15 protein-coding genes are annotated in these 15,846 nt (G+C 66.0%); 10 read left to right on the top strand and 5 right to left on the bottom strand.

The genetic code is table 11. The features are described 5' to 3' along the window. The first annotated feature begins 92 nt into the window (after positions 1–92). Positions 93–269 carry a hypothetical protein gene (locus tag BMI86_RS21180; protein WP_158522076.1) on the top strand — a complete coding sequence of 59 codons (177 nt, stop codon included), beginning with the start codon at positions 93–95 and terminating at the stop codon, positions 267–269. 117 nt (positions 270–386) lie between these two features. Then, a complete protein-coding gene (locus BMI86_RS03505) occupies positions 387–1,244 on the top strand; it encodes a DUF1989 domain-containing protein (RefSeq protein WP_078539770.1) in 858 nt (285 codons plus the stop codon). Here BMI86_RS03505 and BMI86_RS03500 read toward each other — a convergent pair. Continuing rightward, a complete protein-coding gene (locus BMI86_RS03500; RefSeq protein WP_246831616.1) occupies positions 1,241–2,173 on the bottom strand; it encodes an ABC transporter ATP-binding protein in 933 nt (310 codons plus the stop codon). The genes BMI86_RS03505 and BMI86_RS03500 overlap by 4 nt on opposite strands. Before the next feature lie 80 nt (positions 2,174–2,253). Between BMI86_RS03500 and BMI86_RS03495 the strand changes: the two genes are divergently transcribed. Continuing rightward, complete coding sequence (locus tag BMI86_RS03495; RefSeq protein WP_078519710.1) at positions 2,254–2,460, top strand: zinc-finger domain-containing protein; 207 nt, start codon at positions 2,254–2,256, stop codon at positions 2,458–2,460. Continuing rightward, positions 2,447–2,890 carry a globin domain-containing protein gene (locus tag BMI86_RS03490; protein WP_078539768.1) on the top strand — a complete coding sequence of 148 codons (444 nt, stop codon included), beginning with the start codon at positions 2,447–2,449 and terminating at the stop codon, positions 2,888–2,890. The genes BMI86_RS03495 and BMI86_RS03490 overlap by 14 nt, the downstream gene beginning before the upstream one ends. Positions 2,891–2,912: 22 nt before the next feature. On the opposite strand, the gene BMI86_RS21175 is transcribed toward BMI86_RS03490, so the two are convergent. Further along, positions 2,913–3,071: a hypothetical protein gene (locus BMI86_RS21175; protein ID WP_165757027.1), complete on the bottom strand. Its 159-nt coding sequence runs from the start codon at positions 3,069–3,071 to the stop codon at positions 2,913–2,915. A 216-nt stretch (positions 3,072–3,287) separates the two neighbouring features. Here BMI86_RS21175 and polA point away from each other — a divergent pair, with 216 nt between their 5' ends. Next, complete coding sequence (gene polA, locus BMI86_RS03485; RefSeq protein WP_078539767.1) at positions 3,288–6,113, top strand: DNA polymerase I; 2,826 nt, start codon at positions 3,288–3,290, stop codon at positions 6,111–6,113. On the opposite strand, the gene BMI86_RS03480 is transcribed toward polA, so the two are convergent. Further along, positions 6,107–6,343 (bottom strand): DUF2798 domain-containing protein, encoded by a 237-nt coding sequence (locus BMI86_RS03480; RefSeq protein ID WP_078519707.1) that lies wholly within the window; start codon positions 6,341–6,343, stop codon positions 6,107–6,109. The genes polA and BMI86_RS03480 overlap by 7 nt on opposite strands. 265 nt (positions 6,344–6,608) lie before the next feature. Between BMI86_RS03480 and BMI86_RS03475 the strand changes: the two genes are divergently transcribed. Next, positions 6,609–7,580, top strand: a complete 972-nt coding sequence (locus BMI86_RS03475) for a cation diffusion facilitator family transporter (RefSeq protein ID WP_078539766.1) — start codon at positions 6,609–6,611, stop codon at positions 7,578–7,580. A 1-nt stretch (position 7,581) separates the two neighbouring features. Here the strand turns inward: BMI86_RS03475 and BMI86_RS03470 are convergent, their stop codons facing one another. Together BMI86_RS03470 and BMI86_RS03465 are read right to left on the bottom strand one after the other, a co-directional pair. Continuing rightward, positions 7,582–8,334: a TIM barrel protein gene (locus BMI86_RS03470; RefSeq protein WP_078539765.1), complete on the bottom strand. Its 753-nt coding sequence runs from the start codon at positions 8,332–8,334 to the stop codon at positions 7,582–7,584. A 1-nt stretch (position 8,335) separates the two neighbouring features. Beyond that, complete coding sequence (locus BMI86_RS03465; protein ID WP_078539764.1) at positions 8,336–8,929, bottom strand: DUF1285 domain-containing protein; 594 nt, start codon at positions 8,927–8,929, stop codon at positions 8,336–8,338. Between the two features lie 73 nt (positions 8,930–9,002). Between BMI86_RS03465 and BMI86_RS03460 the strand changes: the two genes are divergently transcribed. From BMI86_RS03460 to BMI86_RS03445, 4 genes are read left to right on the top strand one after another with little or no spacing between them, the layout of a single operon-like run. Next, positions 9,003–10,019: a MoxR family ATPase gene (locus tag BMI86_RS03460; RefSeq protein WP_078539763.1), complete on the top strand. Its 1,017-nt coding sequence runs from the start codon at positions 9,003–9,005 to the stop codon at positions 10,017–10,019. Continuing rightward, positions 10,016–10,936, top strand: coding sequence for a DUF58 domain-containing protein (locus BMI86_RS03455; RefSeq protein ID WP_078539762.1), 921 nt, complete (start codon positions 10,016–10,018; stop codon positions 10,934–10,936). The genes BMI86_RS03460 and BMI86_RS03455 overlap by 4 nt, the downstream gene beginning before the upstream one ends. Beyond that, a complete protein-coding gene (locus BMI86_RS03450; protein ID WP_078539761.1) occupies positions 10,936–13,680 on the top strand; it encodes a DUF4159 domain-containing protein in 2,745 nt (914 codons plus the stop codon). Before BMI86_RS03455 ends, BMI86_RS03450 begins: the two co-directional genes overlap by 1 nt. Continuing rightward, entirely contained in the window at positions 13,677–15,815 is a 2,139-nt protein-coding gene (locus BMI86_RS03445; protein ID WP_078539760.1) for a hypothetical protein, read from the top strand. The genes BMI86_RS03450 and BMI86_RS03445 overlap by 4 nt, the downstream gene beginning before the upstream one ends. Positions 15,816–15,846: the final 31 nt, after the last annotated feature.

Genomic DNA, 15,846 nt, shown 5'->3' with positions numbered 1-15,846 from the left:
ATCGCACATGCAGCATTTTGGGTTTGATTCCGCGGAAAAATCCCTAAATCGGGTGGCAGGGAGGAACTCGAAACGTGACTGGAGAGAGTTCCATGGTCGACATCGTCAAATTCCCCAAAGGGGCGCAACCGATCCAGGTGGCCGAAGAGCATCTGGCTTACTACACCCCTGAGAAGTCCACGCCCGTATTCATCCCGACCGCGAAGACCGAAAATACCGACGGTCTCGAAGCGGTCGAGCTGATGTACGAGTATTACACCGCGGCTTGAGCGGTGACCTCCCGAATAGTTCTGTCGTGACTACCCCGGCTTCGGTCGGGGTTTTTCTTTGCGCCTTTCGCTCTTGGTCGGGGCAGGGCAGAGTGGCCGCGACAAGGAGGGAGCCCCATGCATCCGACGCCCGAGCACGCCGCGCCCGAAGACGCCCAAGCCCGCCGCGATATCGCCCCGGTGATCTGTTACCCGAACGATGCGCTGCCCGCACCGGACCTGTCCGCCTATCGCGCCGCGCGTGAGGGCTGGGAGAAGGTCGCCGATCTGCGCGTGCCCCCGCGCGAGGCGCTGGCCTTCGACGTGCCCGCCGGGCATTTCTTCCGCATCGCTTCGGTCGAGGGGCCGCAGGTGGGCGATCTGAACCTGTTCTCGGCGGACCTGTCCGAGCGGTTCTATTCCGGCAAGACGCGCGCGCTGCATGGCACGCATCTGAGCCGCGGCGACCGGATGTGGTCGGGCTTTCCGACGATGCGCCCGCTGGCGACGATCACCGAGGATACGCTCGACTGGTATGGCATCGACGCATTCGGCGGCTCGGTCCATGACGTGATCGGGACGCGCTGCGATCCTTACACGCATTGCCTGCTGTCAGATGGCGGGCAGTATCACCATTGCTGCCATTCGAACCTGACCCGTGCGCTGGCCGTAGCCCGCGATCTGCCGCTGCGCGAGGCGGAGGCGCTGGTGCATGACGTGCTCAACGTCTTCATGTGCACCGGCTTCACCCGAGACACCGGGCAGTATTTCATGAAGGCGAGCCCGGTGCGCCCCGGCGATTACCTCGAATTCTTCGCAGAGACCGATCTGCTGGGCGTGCTCTCGGCCTGTCCGGGCGGGGATTGCTCGTCCGAGCACAGCTCGGATACGGCGGCCTGCTACCCGCTGGGCGTCGAAATCTACCGTCCGAAATCAGCGCCCGAAGGCTGGGCGCCGCCTGCGCCCAACGCCTACGATCGCAGCCACGGGCTTTAGCGGTTCGAGGTCAGCGAAACGAAGACTTCCTCCAGCCCCGGCTGTTCGCTCGCGATGTCGCGAATCTCGACATCAGCGGCGCGCAGCGCATCGAGGATATCTTCCGCCGAGGTGTCGGTGCGCGAATAGGAAAACGCCATCTGCCCGCCCGGGCGGGTCTCCATGGTGACGCCTTCGGGTAGGCGAATCTCTTGGCTGACCTCATTGCGCGGCTCGACCACCAGCGCCTTGCGGTCCATCCGCTTGAGCAGGTTTGGCGTGGTGTCGCGCACGATCAGCTCTCCATTGTTGATGATCGCGATCTCGTCGCACATCTCCTCTGCTTCCTCGAGGTAGTGGGTCGTGAGGATGATCGTCATGCCCTGCTCGTTGAGCTTGCGGACATTGCGCCACAGCATCGCGCGCAGCTCGATATCGACGCCTGCGGTGGGCTCGTCCAGTACTAGGATCTGCGGCCGATGCACCAGCGCCTTGGCCAGCAGAAGCCGCCGCTTCATCCCGCCTGAAAGGTTGCGCGCATAGGCCTCGGCCTTGTCCGACAGCCCCACCAGTTCGAGAATCTCATCGGTCCAGCGCTCGGATTTCGGGACGCCGTAGAGGCCTGCCTGCATCTCCAGCGCCGCGCGCGGCGTGAAGAACGGATCCATGTTCAGCTCCTGCGGCATCACCCCGATCGCGGCGCGCGACTGGCGCGGGTTCACATCCTGATCGAATCCCCATATCACGACGCGCCCGTCGGTTTTCTTCACCAGACCCGCAAGAATATTGATCAGCGTCGACTTGCCCGCCCCGTTTGGCCCAAGCAGCCCGAAGATCGAGCCTTCGGGGATCGACAGGTCGAGCCCCTTCAGCGCTTCCTTCGGTTCCTGCTTCTTGCCGCCTGCATAGGTCTTGCGCAGCCCGGTAACTTCGATTGCCTGCTGTTCCAACTTGCCCCGCCTTTCGCGATTGCTAGAATGAAGCCCAAATTCAGGGCGCGGTTTTCGTGCCTTATATAGACGGAGCATCCATGACTGCCACCCATTCGCCTAATGCCCCCGAGGCACCCGAGACCGAGGTCGTCACCACCTGGAAGGTCGCCTGCGATGGCGGCGAGGGGGCGTTGGGTCATCCGCGCGTCTGGCTGTCGATCCCGCGTGACACCGGTTTCGTCGAATGCGGCTATTGCGACAAGAAATATGTGATCGACCGCGATCACGCGCATGACGATCACTGAACCACTTTTGCCAGCAGAGCGTGCGGCGCGGGTGAAAGCCAGCGCGGCGCGGCTCGACTTCGAGGATCCGTCGCTGTTTCGCGACGCCTTCGCGCGGCTCTTCGCGGTCCATCCCGAGCTTGATCAGGTGCTGCCCAACAGCGAAGGCGGGCAGCAGCTGAAATATGCCGCGATGATGGAGGTGATCCTCTCCACGCTCGATCCACCCGAGGAGCAGGAGCTGGAACTGCCCGGCCTCGGCCAGATGCATGTGCTCTTCGGAGCCGAGCCGGACTATTACGTTTGGCTGTCAGAGGCAGTGATCGCTGGCCTCGCGGCCAAGCTGGGCGATCACTGGACGCCCGAACTGGCCTCCGACTGGGCCGAGTTGTTCAGCAAGGTCTCGGCTCAGATGATGACCGGGGCCGCGGCGCTGGAAGATCAGCTTTAGGCACCGGTCTGCCTGCCGCGCCTCACTTATCCTTCTTCGCCGCCGCCTTCATCCGTTCGAGCAGCGCAGCCTTCGGGTCTTTCTTCCCGTAAGGCGTCTTGTCACTGCCATAGGCGTTGTGCTCGGCATGTTTGGGCGTGTTCTTCGGCGGCCTTGCGCCACCCATTTTGGAATAATCCATCGGTTCGATCCTTTGCGGTTGTCGCTTGAGATGGGGGATTTCAGGGGTTCTGACAAGAGGGCGCTTCGCTATGAGGGACGCACCCGAGCCCCGGGTGGGCGCTTTGATCCCTTGGAGGTCGGGCGCGGCCCTCCGCTTCCAGCCTCCCCGATCCTCTTCCCCTCCGCACCCCCCTGTGGCACAACCGGGGCCAACGCGCGAAGGAGGGCTCTCGCAATGGCATTCGGCAAAGGCTGTCACCTGCATCTTATCGACGGTTCGGCCTTCATTTTCCGCGCCTATCACGCGCTGCCGCCGCTCACGCGCAAGTCCGACGGGCTGCCGATCGGGGCGGTCGCGGGCTTTTGCAACATGCTGTGGAAATACATCGAAGATGCCAAGGGCTCGGACGCGCCGACCCATGCGGCGGTGATCTTCGACAAGGGCAGCCACACCTTCCGCAACGACCTCTACGATCAATACAAGGCCAATCGCGACGAGATGCCCGAGGAGTTGCGCCCGCAGATCCCGCTGACCCGTGACGCGACCAAGGCGTTCAACATCGCCTGCGAGGAACTGGCGGGCTACGAGGCCGACGACATCATCGCGACGCTGGCGCGGCAGGGCCGCGAGGCGGGCGGGCGTGTGACGATCATTTCTTCGGACAAGGACCTGATGCAGCTCGTCGGCGGCGGCGTCGAGATGTTCGACGCGATGAAGAACCGCGCCATCGGCGTCGAGGAGGTCGAGGCCAAGTTCGGCGTCGGCCCCGAGCGTGTGATCGACGTGCAGGCGCTGGCGGGCGACTCGGTCGACAACATCCCCGGCGCGCCCGGGATCGGCGTGAAGACGGCGGCGCTGCTGATCAACGAATATGGCGATCTGGACACGCTGCTGGAGCGCGCCTCCGAGATCAAGCAACCCAAGCGCCGCGAGACGCTGATCGAGAAGGCCGACCAGATTCGCCTCTCGAAACAGCTGGTGACGCTCGACGATCAGACGCCCATCGAATTCACGCTCGACGATCTGGAAATCCGCGAGCCGGATGTCGACACGCTGATGGGCTTCCTCAACGAGATGGAATTCCGCACGCTGACCCGCCGCGTGGCCGAGAAATTCGGTGCCGAGCCGCCGGCTGCGCCGGAAGTCTCGGATGTGCCGGCGAGCCATGACAACGCTACGCCCGAGGTCGAGCAGCCACCCTTTGACCCCGAAAGCTATGTCTGCATCCGCGACGCCGAGACGCTGACGCAATGGCTCGATGAGGCCCGCGCCAAGGGCTGGGTTGCGGTCGATACCGAGACCACCTCGCTCAACGAGATGCAGGCCGAACTGGTCGGCGTGTCGCTTGCCATCGAGGCGGGGAAAGCGGCCTATCTGCCACTCGGGCACAGCAAAGGCGAAGGCGATCTGTTCGGCGGAGCCGAGCGCGCCGAGGGGCAGATGGACCTCAAAGAGGCGCTCGCGCTGCTCAAGCCCGTGCTCGAGGATTCCGCGATCCTCAAGATCGGCCAGAACATGAAGTACGACTTCAAGATCTTCGCCCGCCACGGCATCCGCGTTGCGCCCATCGACGACACGATGCTGATGTCCTACGCGATGTTCTCGGGGCTGCATGGCCATGGGATGGATGCGCTCTCGGATCGCTACCTCAATCACCAGCCGATCCCGATCAAGGAGTTGATCGGCTCTGGCAAGAGCCAGATCACCTTCGACAAGGTCGAGATCGACAAGGCCACCCGCTACGCCGCCGAGGATGCCGATATCACGCTGCGCCTCTGGCAGCAGTTCAAGCCGCGCCTCCATCGCGAACAGGTCACTACCGTCTACGAGACGCTGGAGCGCCCGATGGTCCCGGTGCTCGCCGATATGGAAATGGCGGGTGTAAAGGTCGACGCCTCGGTGCTGTCGCGCATGTCCAACGCTTTCGCGCAGAAGATGGCGCAGCTCGAAGACGAGATCGCCGAGATCGCGGGCCAGCCCTTCAATGTCGGCTCGCCGAAACAGCTGGGCGAAATCCTGTTCGACACGATGGGCGTCGAGGGCGGCAAGAAGGGCAAGACCGGCGCCTATGGCACCGGGGCGGACGTGCTCGAAGACGTGACCACGATGGAGGACACCAACCCGCAGGCTGCGAAGCTGGCGGCGCGGGTGCTCGATTGGCGGCAGATCTCGAAGCTGAAATCGACCTATACGGATGCGCTGCAAACCCATGTGAACCCGGATACGGGCCGCGTTCACACCTCCTATTCTATCGCGGGCGCGAATACCGGGCGTCTGGCTTCGACCGATCCGAACCTGCAGAACATCCCCGTGCGCTCCGAGGAAGGTCGCCGCATCCGCGAGGCGTTTGTCGCGCGCGACGGCTGCAAGATCGTCTCGCTCGACTATTCCCAGATCGAGTTGCGCATCCTCGCCCATGTCGCGGACCTTCCCGAGATGCGCGAAGCCTTCAAGGACGGCCTGGACATTCACGCGGCCACCGCGTCGGAGATGTTCGACGTGCCGCTGGATCAGATGACGCCCGAAATCCGCCGCCAGGCGAAGGCGATCAATTTCGGGGTGATCTACGGGATTTCCGGCTTCGGTCTCGCGCGCAACCTGCGCATCCCGCGCGCCGAGGCGCAGGGCTTCATCGACCGCTATTTCGAGCGTTTCCCCGGTATCCGCAAATACATGGACGACACCGTGGCCTTCGCGAAAGAGCACAAATTCGTCCAGACCCTTTTCGGTCGCAAAATCCACACGCCCGATATCGGGGCGAAGGGACCGTCGGCAGGCTTCGCCAAGCGCGCAGCGATCAACGCGCCGATCCAGGGGGCAGCGGCCGATATCATCCGCCGCGCGATGGTGCGGATGCCCGAGGCGATCGAAGGCATCCCCGCGCGGATGCTGCTACAGGTGCATGACGAATTGATTTTCGAGGTCGAGGAGGCTGCGATCGACGACCTGATCAAGACCGCCCGGGCCACGATGGAAGGCGCGGCGGAGCCTGTGATGAAACTCTCGGTGCCGCTCGTCGTCGATGCGGGGCAGGGCGATAGCTGGGCTGCCGCTCACTGAGCCGCGGGCTGGCGCACCAACAGATTGGTCACGCGCCGTGCAAACGGCGCGACGATCAGCACTGACGGGTAGGAGAGCATCCAACTGGACACCCAGCTTGCCACCCACAGCGCCGTGAAGTCTTCCACCATCCCCGTCGCGCGGTAGGTCGCGATGCCCGAGACCAGAAACGACATGATCCCCGACAGGATCAGGCTGAAAATGAAATGCGCGTAGCGGGCGGGGATCATCGGGTCTCCTCCTTGGGCCGGAAAGTCAGTCGCTCGCATTTTGGTGATTGGACGTGAGCACGCAACGCACAAACCTGTGTGTTCATTCGCGCAGAGACACCGTCCCGCATTGACCCTGCCGCCCGGCAATGTTGAGACTGCGCATGCCTCCGGCGGGGATATTTGCGCCAAGCCGAATTGCACGCTTGGTCTTCGGCTTGGTCCAAATATCCCCCGCGGAGCGTCCCAACCGCGCCTCAGGCGCCGAGAACCGAGAAGAGCGCCCATGCCCCACGATCATCACCACCACCACAATCTGGACGATGCCAGTGACAACCGTGTGCTCTGGGCGGTGGTCGTCAATGTCGTGCTTACCTTTGCGCAGGTCTTCGGCGGGGCGATCGCGGGCTCGATGGCGCTGATCGCGGACGGGGTGCATAACTTCTCCGACGCGGCGGCGCTGGTGCTGGCCTTCGGGGCGCGCAAACTGGCCAAGCGCGGGGCGGATGCGGCGATGAGCTTCGGCTGGTCGCGCGCCGAGGTCATCGCGGCCTTCGTCAATTACATCGCGCTGATCCTGATTTCGGTCTGGCTGGTCGTCGAGGCCGTGGGGCGGATGATTCACCCGCCGCAGGTCGATGGCTGGATCGTGGTCTGGCTGGCGACGCTGGCGCTGATCATCGATCTGGCGACGGCCGCGCTGACCTATGCGCTTTCCAAGCACAGCCTGAACATCCGCGCGGCCTTCCTGCACAACCTCGCCGATGCCGGGGCCTCCGTCGCGGTGATCGTGGGCGGTATCGTGATCCTGCTCTACGACTGGCGGCTGGTCGATCCGATCCTGACGATCGGCATCTCGGTCTTCATCCTGTGGCATGTCGCGACCGATCTGAAACCGGTGCTGCGCATCCTGATGCTGGGCGCGCCGCCCGAGAAGGATTGCACGGAGGTGCAGGGCGCGCTGGGCGAGGTCGAGGGCGTCGCGAGCGTGCACCACGTCCACCTGTGGCAGATCGACGAGAAGCGCGTCTCCGTCGAGGCGCATCTGGTGCTGGACGAGGGGCGGGATTATGCCACGGTCATCGCGCGGGCCAAGGATATGCTGGCGCATCAGTTCGGCATCCACCACGCGACGCTGGAGCCGGAAAGCGCGAGCCTGGGCTGTGCCGATCACGCGGACCATGACGACCACGAAGATCATGGGCACGCAGATCACGGGCACTCAGATCATGCCCACGCGGGCCATCCGGCGCATTGAGTTAGCGCGGAAGCCAGCCCAGCGTTTCGCGCGTCTCCGCCTGCGGGGTGTATTCCGCTGACGCATAGCCCTCGTAGCCGTCAGCATCGAGCGTCGCGAAGAAACCTTCCAGATCGATCTTGCCCGAACCGGGGCCGCCGCGCCCCGGGGCATCGGCAAATTGCACATGGGCCGCACGGTGACCATGTTTCGCCCAAGCTCCCGCCACATCGCCGGTCAGCATCTGCGCGTGATAGGCGTCGAATTGCAGATGCAGGTTCGGGGCGGCGACCGCATCGAGAATCTCCGCCGCGAGATCGAAATCGTTCAGGAAATAGCCCGGCATGTCGATCGGGTTGATCGGCTCGATCGTCAGGCGCCGTTTCGGTGCGCGCGCCGCCGCCCAGTTCAGGTTCTCGATATAGGTCGCACGGGCCTCCGCGCCCTCGGCCTTGCCCGCCATGATGTGGATAACGCGCGGCTTCAGGATATCCGCGAAGCGCATCGCGCGGTCGAAATCGCGACGGAAGCGGTCTTCAAGCCCCGGCACGGCGGCAAAGCCTCGACCGCCGCCCGTATAATTCGGCGGCGGCACGTTCATCAGCACGAAGCTCAGGTCGTGACGGATCAACTCGTGGCGCATCTCCTGCGCGGAGGCGTCGTAGGGAAACAGCACCTCGACCGCATCGAACCCGGCCTGTTTCGCCGCTTTGAACCGCTCCATGAAGGGCAGTTCGGTGAAGAGGAAGGTCAGGTTCGCCGCGAATTTCGGCACGTTACAGCTCCGCGGCGCGAAGGATCGGGAAGAAGCTGCCCGCCGAGATCACGCCCGTCCACGCCTCGCCCTCATGCTCGCGCGTCACGGCGAGATCGACGAGCCGGTAGAAGCTCTTGCGGTCGATCAAAGCCTCCAGCCCGCGCCGGACATGCAGGTAGGGGCGGGGCTCGCCATCCTCGCTATGTTTCACCCGGATCGCGTGCTCCGCATCGGCCAGAACCACGTCGCCGACATTGGTCGTGAAGCGAATCGTTTGGTCGTCACCTTCGCCCTCTGTTGTGAAATCGACGGCGATGAAAGGCGCGTCCTCGACCCGGATACCGACCTTCTCGACCGGGGTGACGAGATAGTATTTCCCGTCCTCGAGTTTCAGAATCGATGAAAACAGTCGCACCAGCGCCTCGCGGCCGATGGGCGTGCCAAGATAGAACCATGTCCCGTCCCGGCGGATCTCCATATCGAGATCGCCACAGAAGGGCGGATCCCACAAATGCACGGGCGGCGGGCCCTTTTTGCTGGCTTTCTTGGCGGCATCGGCAAGCCCGTCTGCCGTTGGGGAAGGGGTCGAAACTGTCTGTTTGTGATCCGTCATGTAAATTTGGCCGTTGGTCGGAGCGTGGATATCTGCTTTGCTGGGAAAGATAGGCATCAACGGGGAGAATGTCATGGCCGAGCCCGAAAAGCTGATGGAAGATATCGAACGACTTGGCGGCAAGCTCGCACAGGCGCGCGCGTCGATCGACCGGCGATTCATCGGGCAGGACCAGGTGGTGGAGCTGGTTTTGGCCGCGATGCTCTCCGGGGGGCATGCGCTTCTGGTGGGCCTGCCGGGCTTGGGCAAGACGCTTCTGGTCGAGACGCTGTCCACCGTGATGGGGCTGGGCTCGAACCGCATCCAGTTCACGCCCGACCTGATGCCCGCCGATATTCTGGGCTCCGAAGTTCTGGAAACCGCGCCCGATGGCAGCCGCGCATTCCGCTTCCTCGAAGGCCCGGTCTTCTGCCAGTTGCTGATGGCCGACGAGATCAACCGCGCCTCGCCCCGGACGCAATCGGCGCTCTTGCAGGCGATGCAGGAGCGTGAGGTCACCATCGCGGGCGAGCATCGCCCGCTTGGCCCGCCCTTCCACGTCCTCGCCACGCAGAACCCGATCGAACAGGAGGGCACCTATCCGCTGCCCGAGGCCCAGCTCGACCGTTTCCTCGTTCAGATCGATGTCGATTACCCCGACCGCGAGACCGAGCGCTCGATCCTCTTGGCGACCACCGGCGTCTCGGCGGAAGGTGCGCATACCGTCTTCACCCCGGCCGAACTGATCGAGGCGCAGGGGATTGTGCGGCAGATGCCGGTGGGCGAGAAAGTCGTCGATGCGATCCTCGATCTGGTGCGACTGTGTCGTCCGCGCGAGGCCGAGGCGCCTGACTTCATCCGCGATGCGCTGGCCTGGGGGCCGGGGCCGCGTGCGGCGCAGGCGCTGATGCTGACCGTGCGGGCGCGCGCACTGATCAATGGCCGCCTCGCGCCGACGTTGGAGGACGTGCAGGCGATGGCGCGCCCGGTGCTGATCCACCGCATGGCGCTGAGCTTCGCGGCCCGCGCTCGTGGCGAGACTTTGGGCGATCTGATCGACCGCGCCGTGGCAGAGGTCACCGGGCCGCGCGCCGCCGGTGCCGCCGCTTGAGCGTAACCTCCGATACCGCAGCGTCGGGGCAGTCCCCCGCGCTGAGCCTGCGCCGCGAGGCGGAAGGGGCGGCCTCTGCGCTGCCTCCGCTGCTGGTCGCGGCGGAGCATCTGGCGGCGACCGTCCAGATGGGCGCGCATGGCCGCAGGCGCGCGGGATCGGGCGAGGAATTCTGGCAATACCGTCCCGCCCATGCGGGCGACGAGCTGCGCTTCGTCGATTGGCGGCGCTCGGCGCGCTCGGATAGCCAATATGTGCGCCAGCGGGAATGGCAGCTGGCGCAATCGGTCCATCTCTGGGTCGACGACGCGGCCTCGATGCGCTTCACCGGGGCCGAGAGTGGGCGCAATGCGCGCGTCACCAAATCAGAGCGCGCCCGTGTTCTGGGACTCGCGCTTGCGGTGCTGATGGTGCGCGGCGGCGAACGCGTGGGGCTGACAGGCCCGCTCGCACCGCCACGTCCGGGCCGCGCGCAGCTGATGGAGCTTGCAGGCCTTCTGTCGCGTGAGGCGGGCGTGCAGGATTACGGCGCCCCCGAAATCGCAGGCGTCACGCCGCAATCGCGCGTGGTGCTGCTGTCGGATTTCTTCGGTGATCTCGGACCGATCGAAGCCGCGCTGGGGCGTCTGGCCGATCGTGGTGTGTCGGGCGTGATGATGCAGGTGCTCGACCCCGACGAGGAAGACTTCCCCTATGACGGTCGCACGATCTTCCAGTCGATGACGGGCTCGCTGATCCATGAGACCCGCAAGGCGGGCGATCTGCGTTCGCGCTATCTCGACCGGTTGGCCGCGCGGCGCGATCAGCTCGCCCGGCTGGCGCGCAGCGCGGGCTGGCAATTCTCGACCCATCACACGGGCGATCCGGCGCAGGCTGCGCTGCTGTGGCTTTACTCCGCGCTCGAGAGGGGGCGCTGATGTGGATGCTTGGCCCCATCGGCTTCACCGCGCCCTGGCTTTTGCTGGGGCTGGCCGCGTTGCCGATCATCTGGCTGATCCTGCGCGCGGTGCCGCCCGCGCCGATCCGCAGGCGTTTTCCCGGCGTCGCGCTGCTCTTGGGCCTCAAAGACGAGGAAGTGCAGGCCGCGCGCACGCCGTGGTGGCTGCTGGCGCTGCGTCTTCTGGCGTTGGCCGCCGCGATCATCGGTTTTGCCGGGCCGGTCCTGAACCCGCAGCGGGCCGTGCCCGGCACCGGGCCGCTCCTGATCGTGGCCGACGGTAGCTGGGCCTCCGCGCGCGACTGGCCGCGCCGGGTGGAGCGGATGACGTCGGCGCTGAAGGATGCGCAGCAGGCGGGACGTCCCGCAGCAGTGATTTCGCTGGCCGATCCGCCGCCCGCGCAGGTAAGTTTCACGGATGCGGGCGCGCTGATCCAGTCGCTGCCCGGTATCCAGCCGCAGCCCTGGGCCCCGCAGAGCTTCGATGCAGCAAACCTGCCCGAGGGGAATTTCGAGACGCTCTGGCTGTCGGACGGCTTGGCCCGCGACAGCCGCGCGGGCGTTCTGACTGCGCTGGAGGCGCGCGGTCCGGTCAAGGTCTGGCAACCGCAACTGCCGGTCTTGGCGCTAGGGGCGGCGCGGATCGAGGACGGCGCGCTCGTCGTGCCTGCGCTCGCCTCAACCATCCCGCCCAGCCCGCGCGATGTCGCGGCCGTGGGGCGCGACCCGGCGGGGATCGAGCGCGAACTGGCCAGCCAGCCGCTGCAATTCACCGACAGCCGCGAGACCGAGCTGCGCTTCGATCTGCCGCCCGAGCTGCGCAACCGCATCACCCGGATCGAGATCACCGGCATGCGCTCGGCAGGCGCCGTCAGCCTGACCGATGACGCGGTGAAGCGCCGCAAGGTCGCGATCCTGTCGGGCGCGCGCGACCGCGAGGGGCTGGAGCTGCTCTCGCCCACCCATTACCTGCATCAGGCGCTCGCCCCCACGGCGGACCTGATCGAGGGCACGCTGGCCGATGTGCTGACCGCCGATCCGGACGTGATCATCCTCGCCGATATGGCCGATCTGCCCGAGCAATCGAAGCTGCACGACTGGGTCGAGAAGGGCGGGCTGCTGATCCGTTTCGCGGGGCCCCGCATGGCCAATGCCGATCTCGATGCCGATACGCTTCTGCCCGTGCAGCTGCGCGCGGGCGGCCGCTCGCTGGGCGGCACGATGAGCTGGGGCGATCCGCGCGCGTTGGCGCCCTTCCCGGAGAACTCGCCCTTCGCCGGGCTGCAAGTGCCCGACGATGTGACCGTGAAGGCGCAGGTGATGGCCGAGCCCACGCCGGACCTTTCCGAGCACACCATCGCCGCGCTGACCGATGGCACGCCGCTCGTGACCCGCGCCAAGATGGGGCAGGGGGCGGTCGTGCTGTTCCATGTCACCGCGAATGCCGAATGGTCGACCCTGCCGCTGTCGCTTCTGTTCCCGCAGATGCTGGAACGGCTCGCGGTCTCGGCCCGGCCAGCCGCGCCCGAAGAGGCTGATCTCGCAGGCCAGACCTGGGTGCCGCAGAAGCTGCTCGACGGGTTCGGACGGCTGCAGGACGCAGGCGCGGCGGCGGGCGTTCCGGGCGAGGAACTGGCCAAGGCCGAGCCGGGGCCGAAGCTGCGCCCGGGCATCTACACCGCCGAGGATCGCTCGGTCGCGCTGAACGCCCTTCCACGCGGCGCGACGTTGTCCCCGGCCAGCTGGCCTGCCAATGTCCCCGTCGAAGGGGCCTTCGAGCAGCGCGAAATGCCGCTGAAAGGCTGGCTGCTGGGCGCGGCGCTGGTGGCGCTGCTGATCGATATTCTTGCGACGCTGGCGCTCTCGGGCAAGCTATGGGGGCCGCGCGCGATGAAAGCCGCCGCTTTTGGAGCCGCCCTGATCCTCGCCAGCTTCGCACCGCCGCAAGCCCATGCCGAGGATATGGATCCCGCCCGTGCGATCGAGGCTGCGTCCAACGTGGTTCTGGCCGCGATGCCCACCGGCGATGCTGAGGTGGACCGGGTGTCCATGGCGGGGCTGAAGGGGCTGTCGCAGGTCCTCAATCGCCGCACTACGGTCGAGCCTTCCGCGCCGATGATGGTCGACCTCGAGAACGACGATCTGGCCGTCTTCACCTTCATCTACTGGCCGATCACCGCAGATCAGCCCGCGCCGAGCCCGATGGAATATGCCAAGCTGAACCGCTACCTGCGCGGCGGCGGCATGATCCTGTTCGACACGCGCGACGCCGATATCGCGGGCTTCGGCGAGGCGACGCCTGCGGGTAAGCGCTTGCAGGCGCTGGCAGCCCCCTTGGACATTCCGCCGCTTGCGCCGATCCCGGACGATCACGTGCTGACCCGCACCTTCTACCTGCTGCAGGATTTCCCCGGCCGCTACGACGGCACGATCTGGGTGGAGGCCCCGCCCGCCGATGCCGAACGCGCCGAGGGGATGCCGTTTCGCAACCTCAATGACGACGGGGTGACGCCGGTGGTGATCGGCGGCAATGACTGGGCCTCGGCCTGGGCCGTCGACGATCGCGGGATGCCGATGTTCCCCGTGGGCCGTGGCCGCACCGGCGAGCGTCAGCGCGAGATCGCGGATCGTTTCGGGGTGAACCTGATCATGCATGTGCTGACCGGCAACTATAAATCCGATCAGGTCCATGTGCCTGCGCTTCTCGAAAGGCTGGGGCAATGAACGGGATGTCGATCATCTTCGCACCGCTTCTGCCGTGGCCTGTGATCGCGGGCGCAGGCGTGGTGGCGGTCGTGCTGCTGGCGCTTGCGCTGTGGCGCGGGCTGAAAGGCTGGGCGCTGCGGGCGCTGGCGGCGCTGGTGCTGCTGGCGGCGATCGCGCAGCCCTCCTTGCAGCGCGAACAGACCGCGCCGCTGTCCAATATCGTGCTGCTGATCGACGACCGTTCCTCGTCGCAGAAACTCTCGGATCGTGTTGCGCAGACCGATACCGCCCTGACACGTCTGCAGGCGCAGCTCGACGCGATGCCCAATGTCGAGACGCGCCGGATCACCGTGCCGGACGGGGCGGACAATGCGGGCACCGAACTGGGCTCGACCCTGGCCGAGGCGCTCGCCGCAGAGCCGCGCGCACGGGTCGCAGGCGCGCTGATGGTCACCGACGGGCAGGCACATGATGCGCAGCTCGCCCCCGATCTGCCCGCGCCGCTGCAGGTGCTGCTGACCGGCAAGCGAAGTGACTGGGATCGTCGCATCCTGATCGAGACCGCGCCGTCCTTCGGGATCATCGGGGAAGAGACTGATATCCGCCTCAAGGTCGAGGATATGGGCAACGTGCCCGAAAGCGCGGGCGGCACGGCCGATCTGACCATCTCGATCGATGGCAAGGATCCGAAAAGCTACACGGTGCGCACCGACCGCGATCTGGAACTGCCGCTGACGCTGACCCATGGCGGGCAGAACGTGGTGCAGTTCACGCTGTCGCCGACCGAGGGCGAGCTGACCGATCGCAACAATGTGGCGACCGTGCAGATCAACGGCGTGCGCGACCGGCTGCGGGTGCTCTTGGTCTCCGGCCAGCCCCATGCGGGCGAGCGGACTTGGCGGAACCTGCTGAAATCGGATGCGGGGGTGGACTTGGTGCATTTCACCATCCTGCGCCCGCCCGAGAAACAGGACGGCGTGCCGGTGACGGAACTGTCGCTTATCGCCTTCCCGACGCAGGAACTGTTCGTCGACAAGATCGACGAGTTCGATCTGATCATCTTCGACCGTTATGGCGCGCGGGGCATTCTGCCGTCCGCGTATTTCGACAATATCAAGGATTACGTCGAGCGCGGCGGGGCGATCCTCGTGGCCGCCGGTCCGGAATTCGCGACCGTCGAGAGCCTCTATCAGACGAGCCTTGGCGATATCATGCCCGCGCGTCCGACGGGCCGGGTGATGTCGGAAAGCTTCCTGCCGCGCCCGACCGATTTGGGGCTGCGCCATCCGGTGACTGCGGGGCTGGAAGGCGCCCCCGCGCCCGAGGGCGAGGATACGGCCGCCGAGAAAGACGGCCCGCATTGGGGCCACTGGCTGCGCCAGATCGAACTGACGAACCCCACCGGCGAGGTGGTCATGTCCGGCGCCGAAGGCAAGCCGCTTCTGGTGCTCTCACGCGAAGGCGAGGGGCGCGTGGCGCTGCTGGCCTCGGATCAGGCGTGGCTCTGGGATCGCGGCTATGACGGCGGCGGGCCGCAGCTCGAATTGCTGCGCCGCATCGCGCATTGGGAAATGAAAGAACCCGAGCTGGAGGAAGAGGCGCTCTATGCCGAGATCGATCCCGGCGCGCTCTCGATGCGGATCATCCGCCGCACGATGGAAGACACCGCGCCGCCGGTGACCGTGACGCTACCCGATGGCTCGACGCAAGAGGTGCCGCTGACCGAGACAGCACCCGGCCGCTTCACCGCGCGTTGGACCGCGCCCGAGGCGGGGCTCTACCGCCTCAAGGACGGCGATCTCGAACGTGTCGTGGCGATGGGGCCTGCAAGCCCGCGCGAGTTCGAGCAGACGATCGCCAGCGGCGATCCCCTCTCAGCCGTGGTCGAGGCGTCGAATGGCGGCGTGACGCGGCTCGAGGACGGGGTGCCCGCCATCCGCGAAGTGCGCGCGGGTCGCCCGACATCGGGGCGCGGCTGGATCGGCATCACGCCGCGTGGTGCCACGGCCACGACCGATATCCGGGTGCAGCCGCTGCTGCCCGCCTGGGCCTGGCTGATCCTGGCGGCCCTGCTGACCGTGGGCGCGTGGCTGGTCGAAGGGCGCAATCGGCGCGGTGGCGGCGGCGATAAGGGCGGACCGACCGCAGCGTGATCCCTGCGGGGATTGCCCGGACACCGCTTCG

Source organism: Thioclava sp. DLFJ5-1 (assembly GCF_002020115.1).
Taxonomy (GTDB): domain Bacteria; phylum Pseudomonadota; class Alphaproteobacteria; order Rhodobacterales; family Rhodobacteraceae; genus Thioclava; species Thioclava sediminum.
Note: the sequence above shows the minus strand (reverse complement) of the source record. Positions and strands in the feature narration are given on the sequence as shown.

Coding starts and splice junctions, on each gene's coding strand:
- BMI86_RS03495 (WP_078519710.1), top strand. CDS start 2,254: ATGACTGCCACCCATTCGCCTAATGCCCCCGAGGCACCCGAGACCGAG.
- BMI86_RS03505 (WP_078539770.1), top strand. CDS start 387: ATGCATCCGACGCCCGAGCACGCCGCGCCCGAAGACGCCCAAGCCCGC.
- BMI86_RS03475 (WP_078539766.1), top strand. CDS start 6,609: ATGCCCCACGATCATCACCACCACCACAATCTGGACGATGCCAGTGAC.
- BMI86_RS03465 (WP_078539764.1), bottom strand. CDS start 8,929: ATGACGGATCACAAACAGACAGTTTCGACCCCTTCCCCAACGGCAGAC.
- BMI86_RS21180 (WP_158522076.1), top strand. CDS start 93: ATGGTCGACATCGTCAAATTCCCCAAAGGGGCGCAACCGATCCAGGTG.
- BMI86_RS03490 (WP_078539768.1), top strand. CDS start 2,447: ATGACGATCACTGAACCACTTTTGCCAGCAGAGCGTGCGGCGCGGGTG.
- BMI86_RS21175 (WP_165757027.1), bottom strand. CDS start 3,071: ATGGATTATTCCAAAATGGGTGGCGCAAGGCCGCCGAAGAACACGCCC.
- BMI86_RS03450 (WP_078539761.1), top strand. CDS start 10,936: ATGTGGATGCTTGGCCCCATCGGCTTCACCGCGCCCTGGCTTTTGCTG.
- polA (WP_078539767.1), top strand. CDS start 3,288: ATGGCATTCGGCAAAGGCTGTCACCTGCATCTTATCGACGGTTCGGCC.
- BMI86_RS03480 (WP_078519707.1), bottom strand. CDS start 6,343: ATGATCCCCGCCCGCTACGCGCATTTCATTTTCAGCCTGATCCTGTCG.
- BMI86_RS03460 (WP_078539763.1), top strand. CDS start 9,003: ATGGCCGAGCCCGAAAAGCTGATGGAAGATATCGAACGACTTGGCGGC.
- BMI86_RS03445 (WP_078539760.1), top strand. CDS start 13,677: ATGAACGGGATGTCGATCATCTTCGCACCGCTTCTGCCGTGGCCTGTG.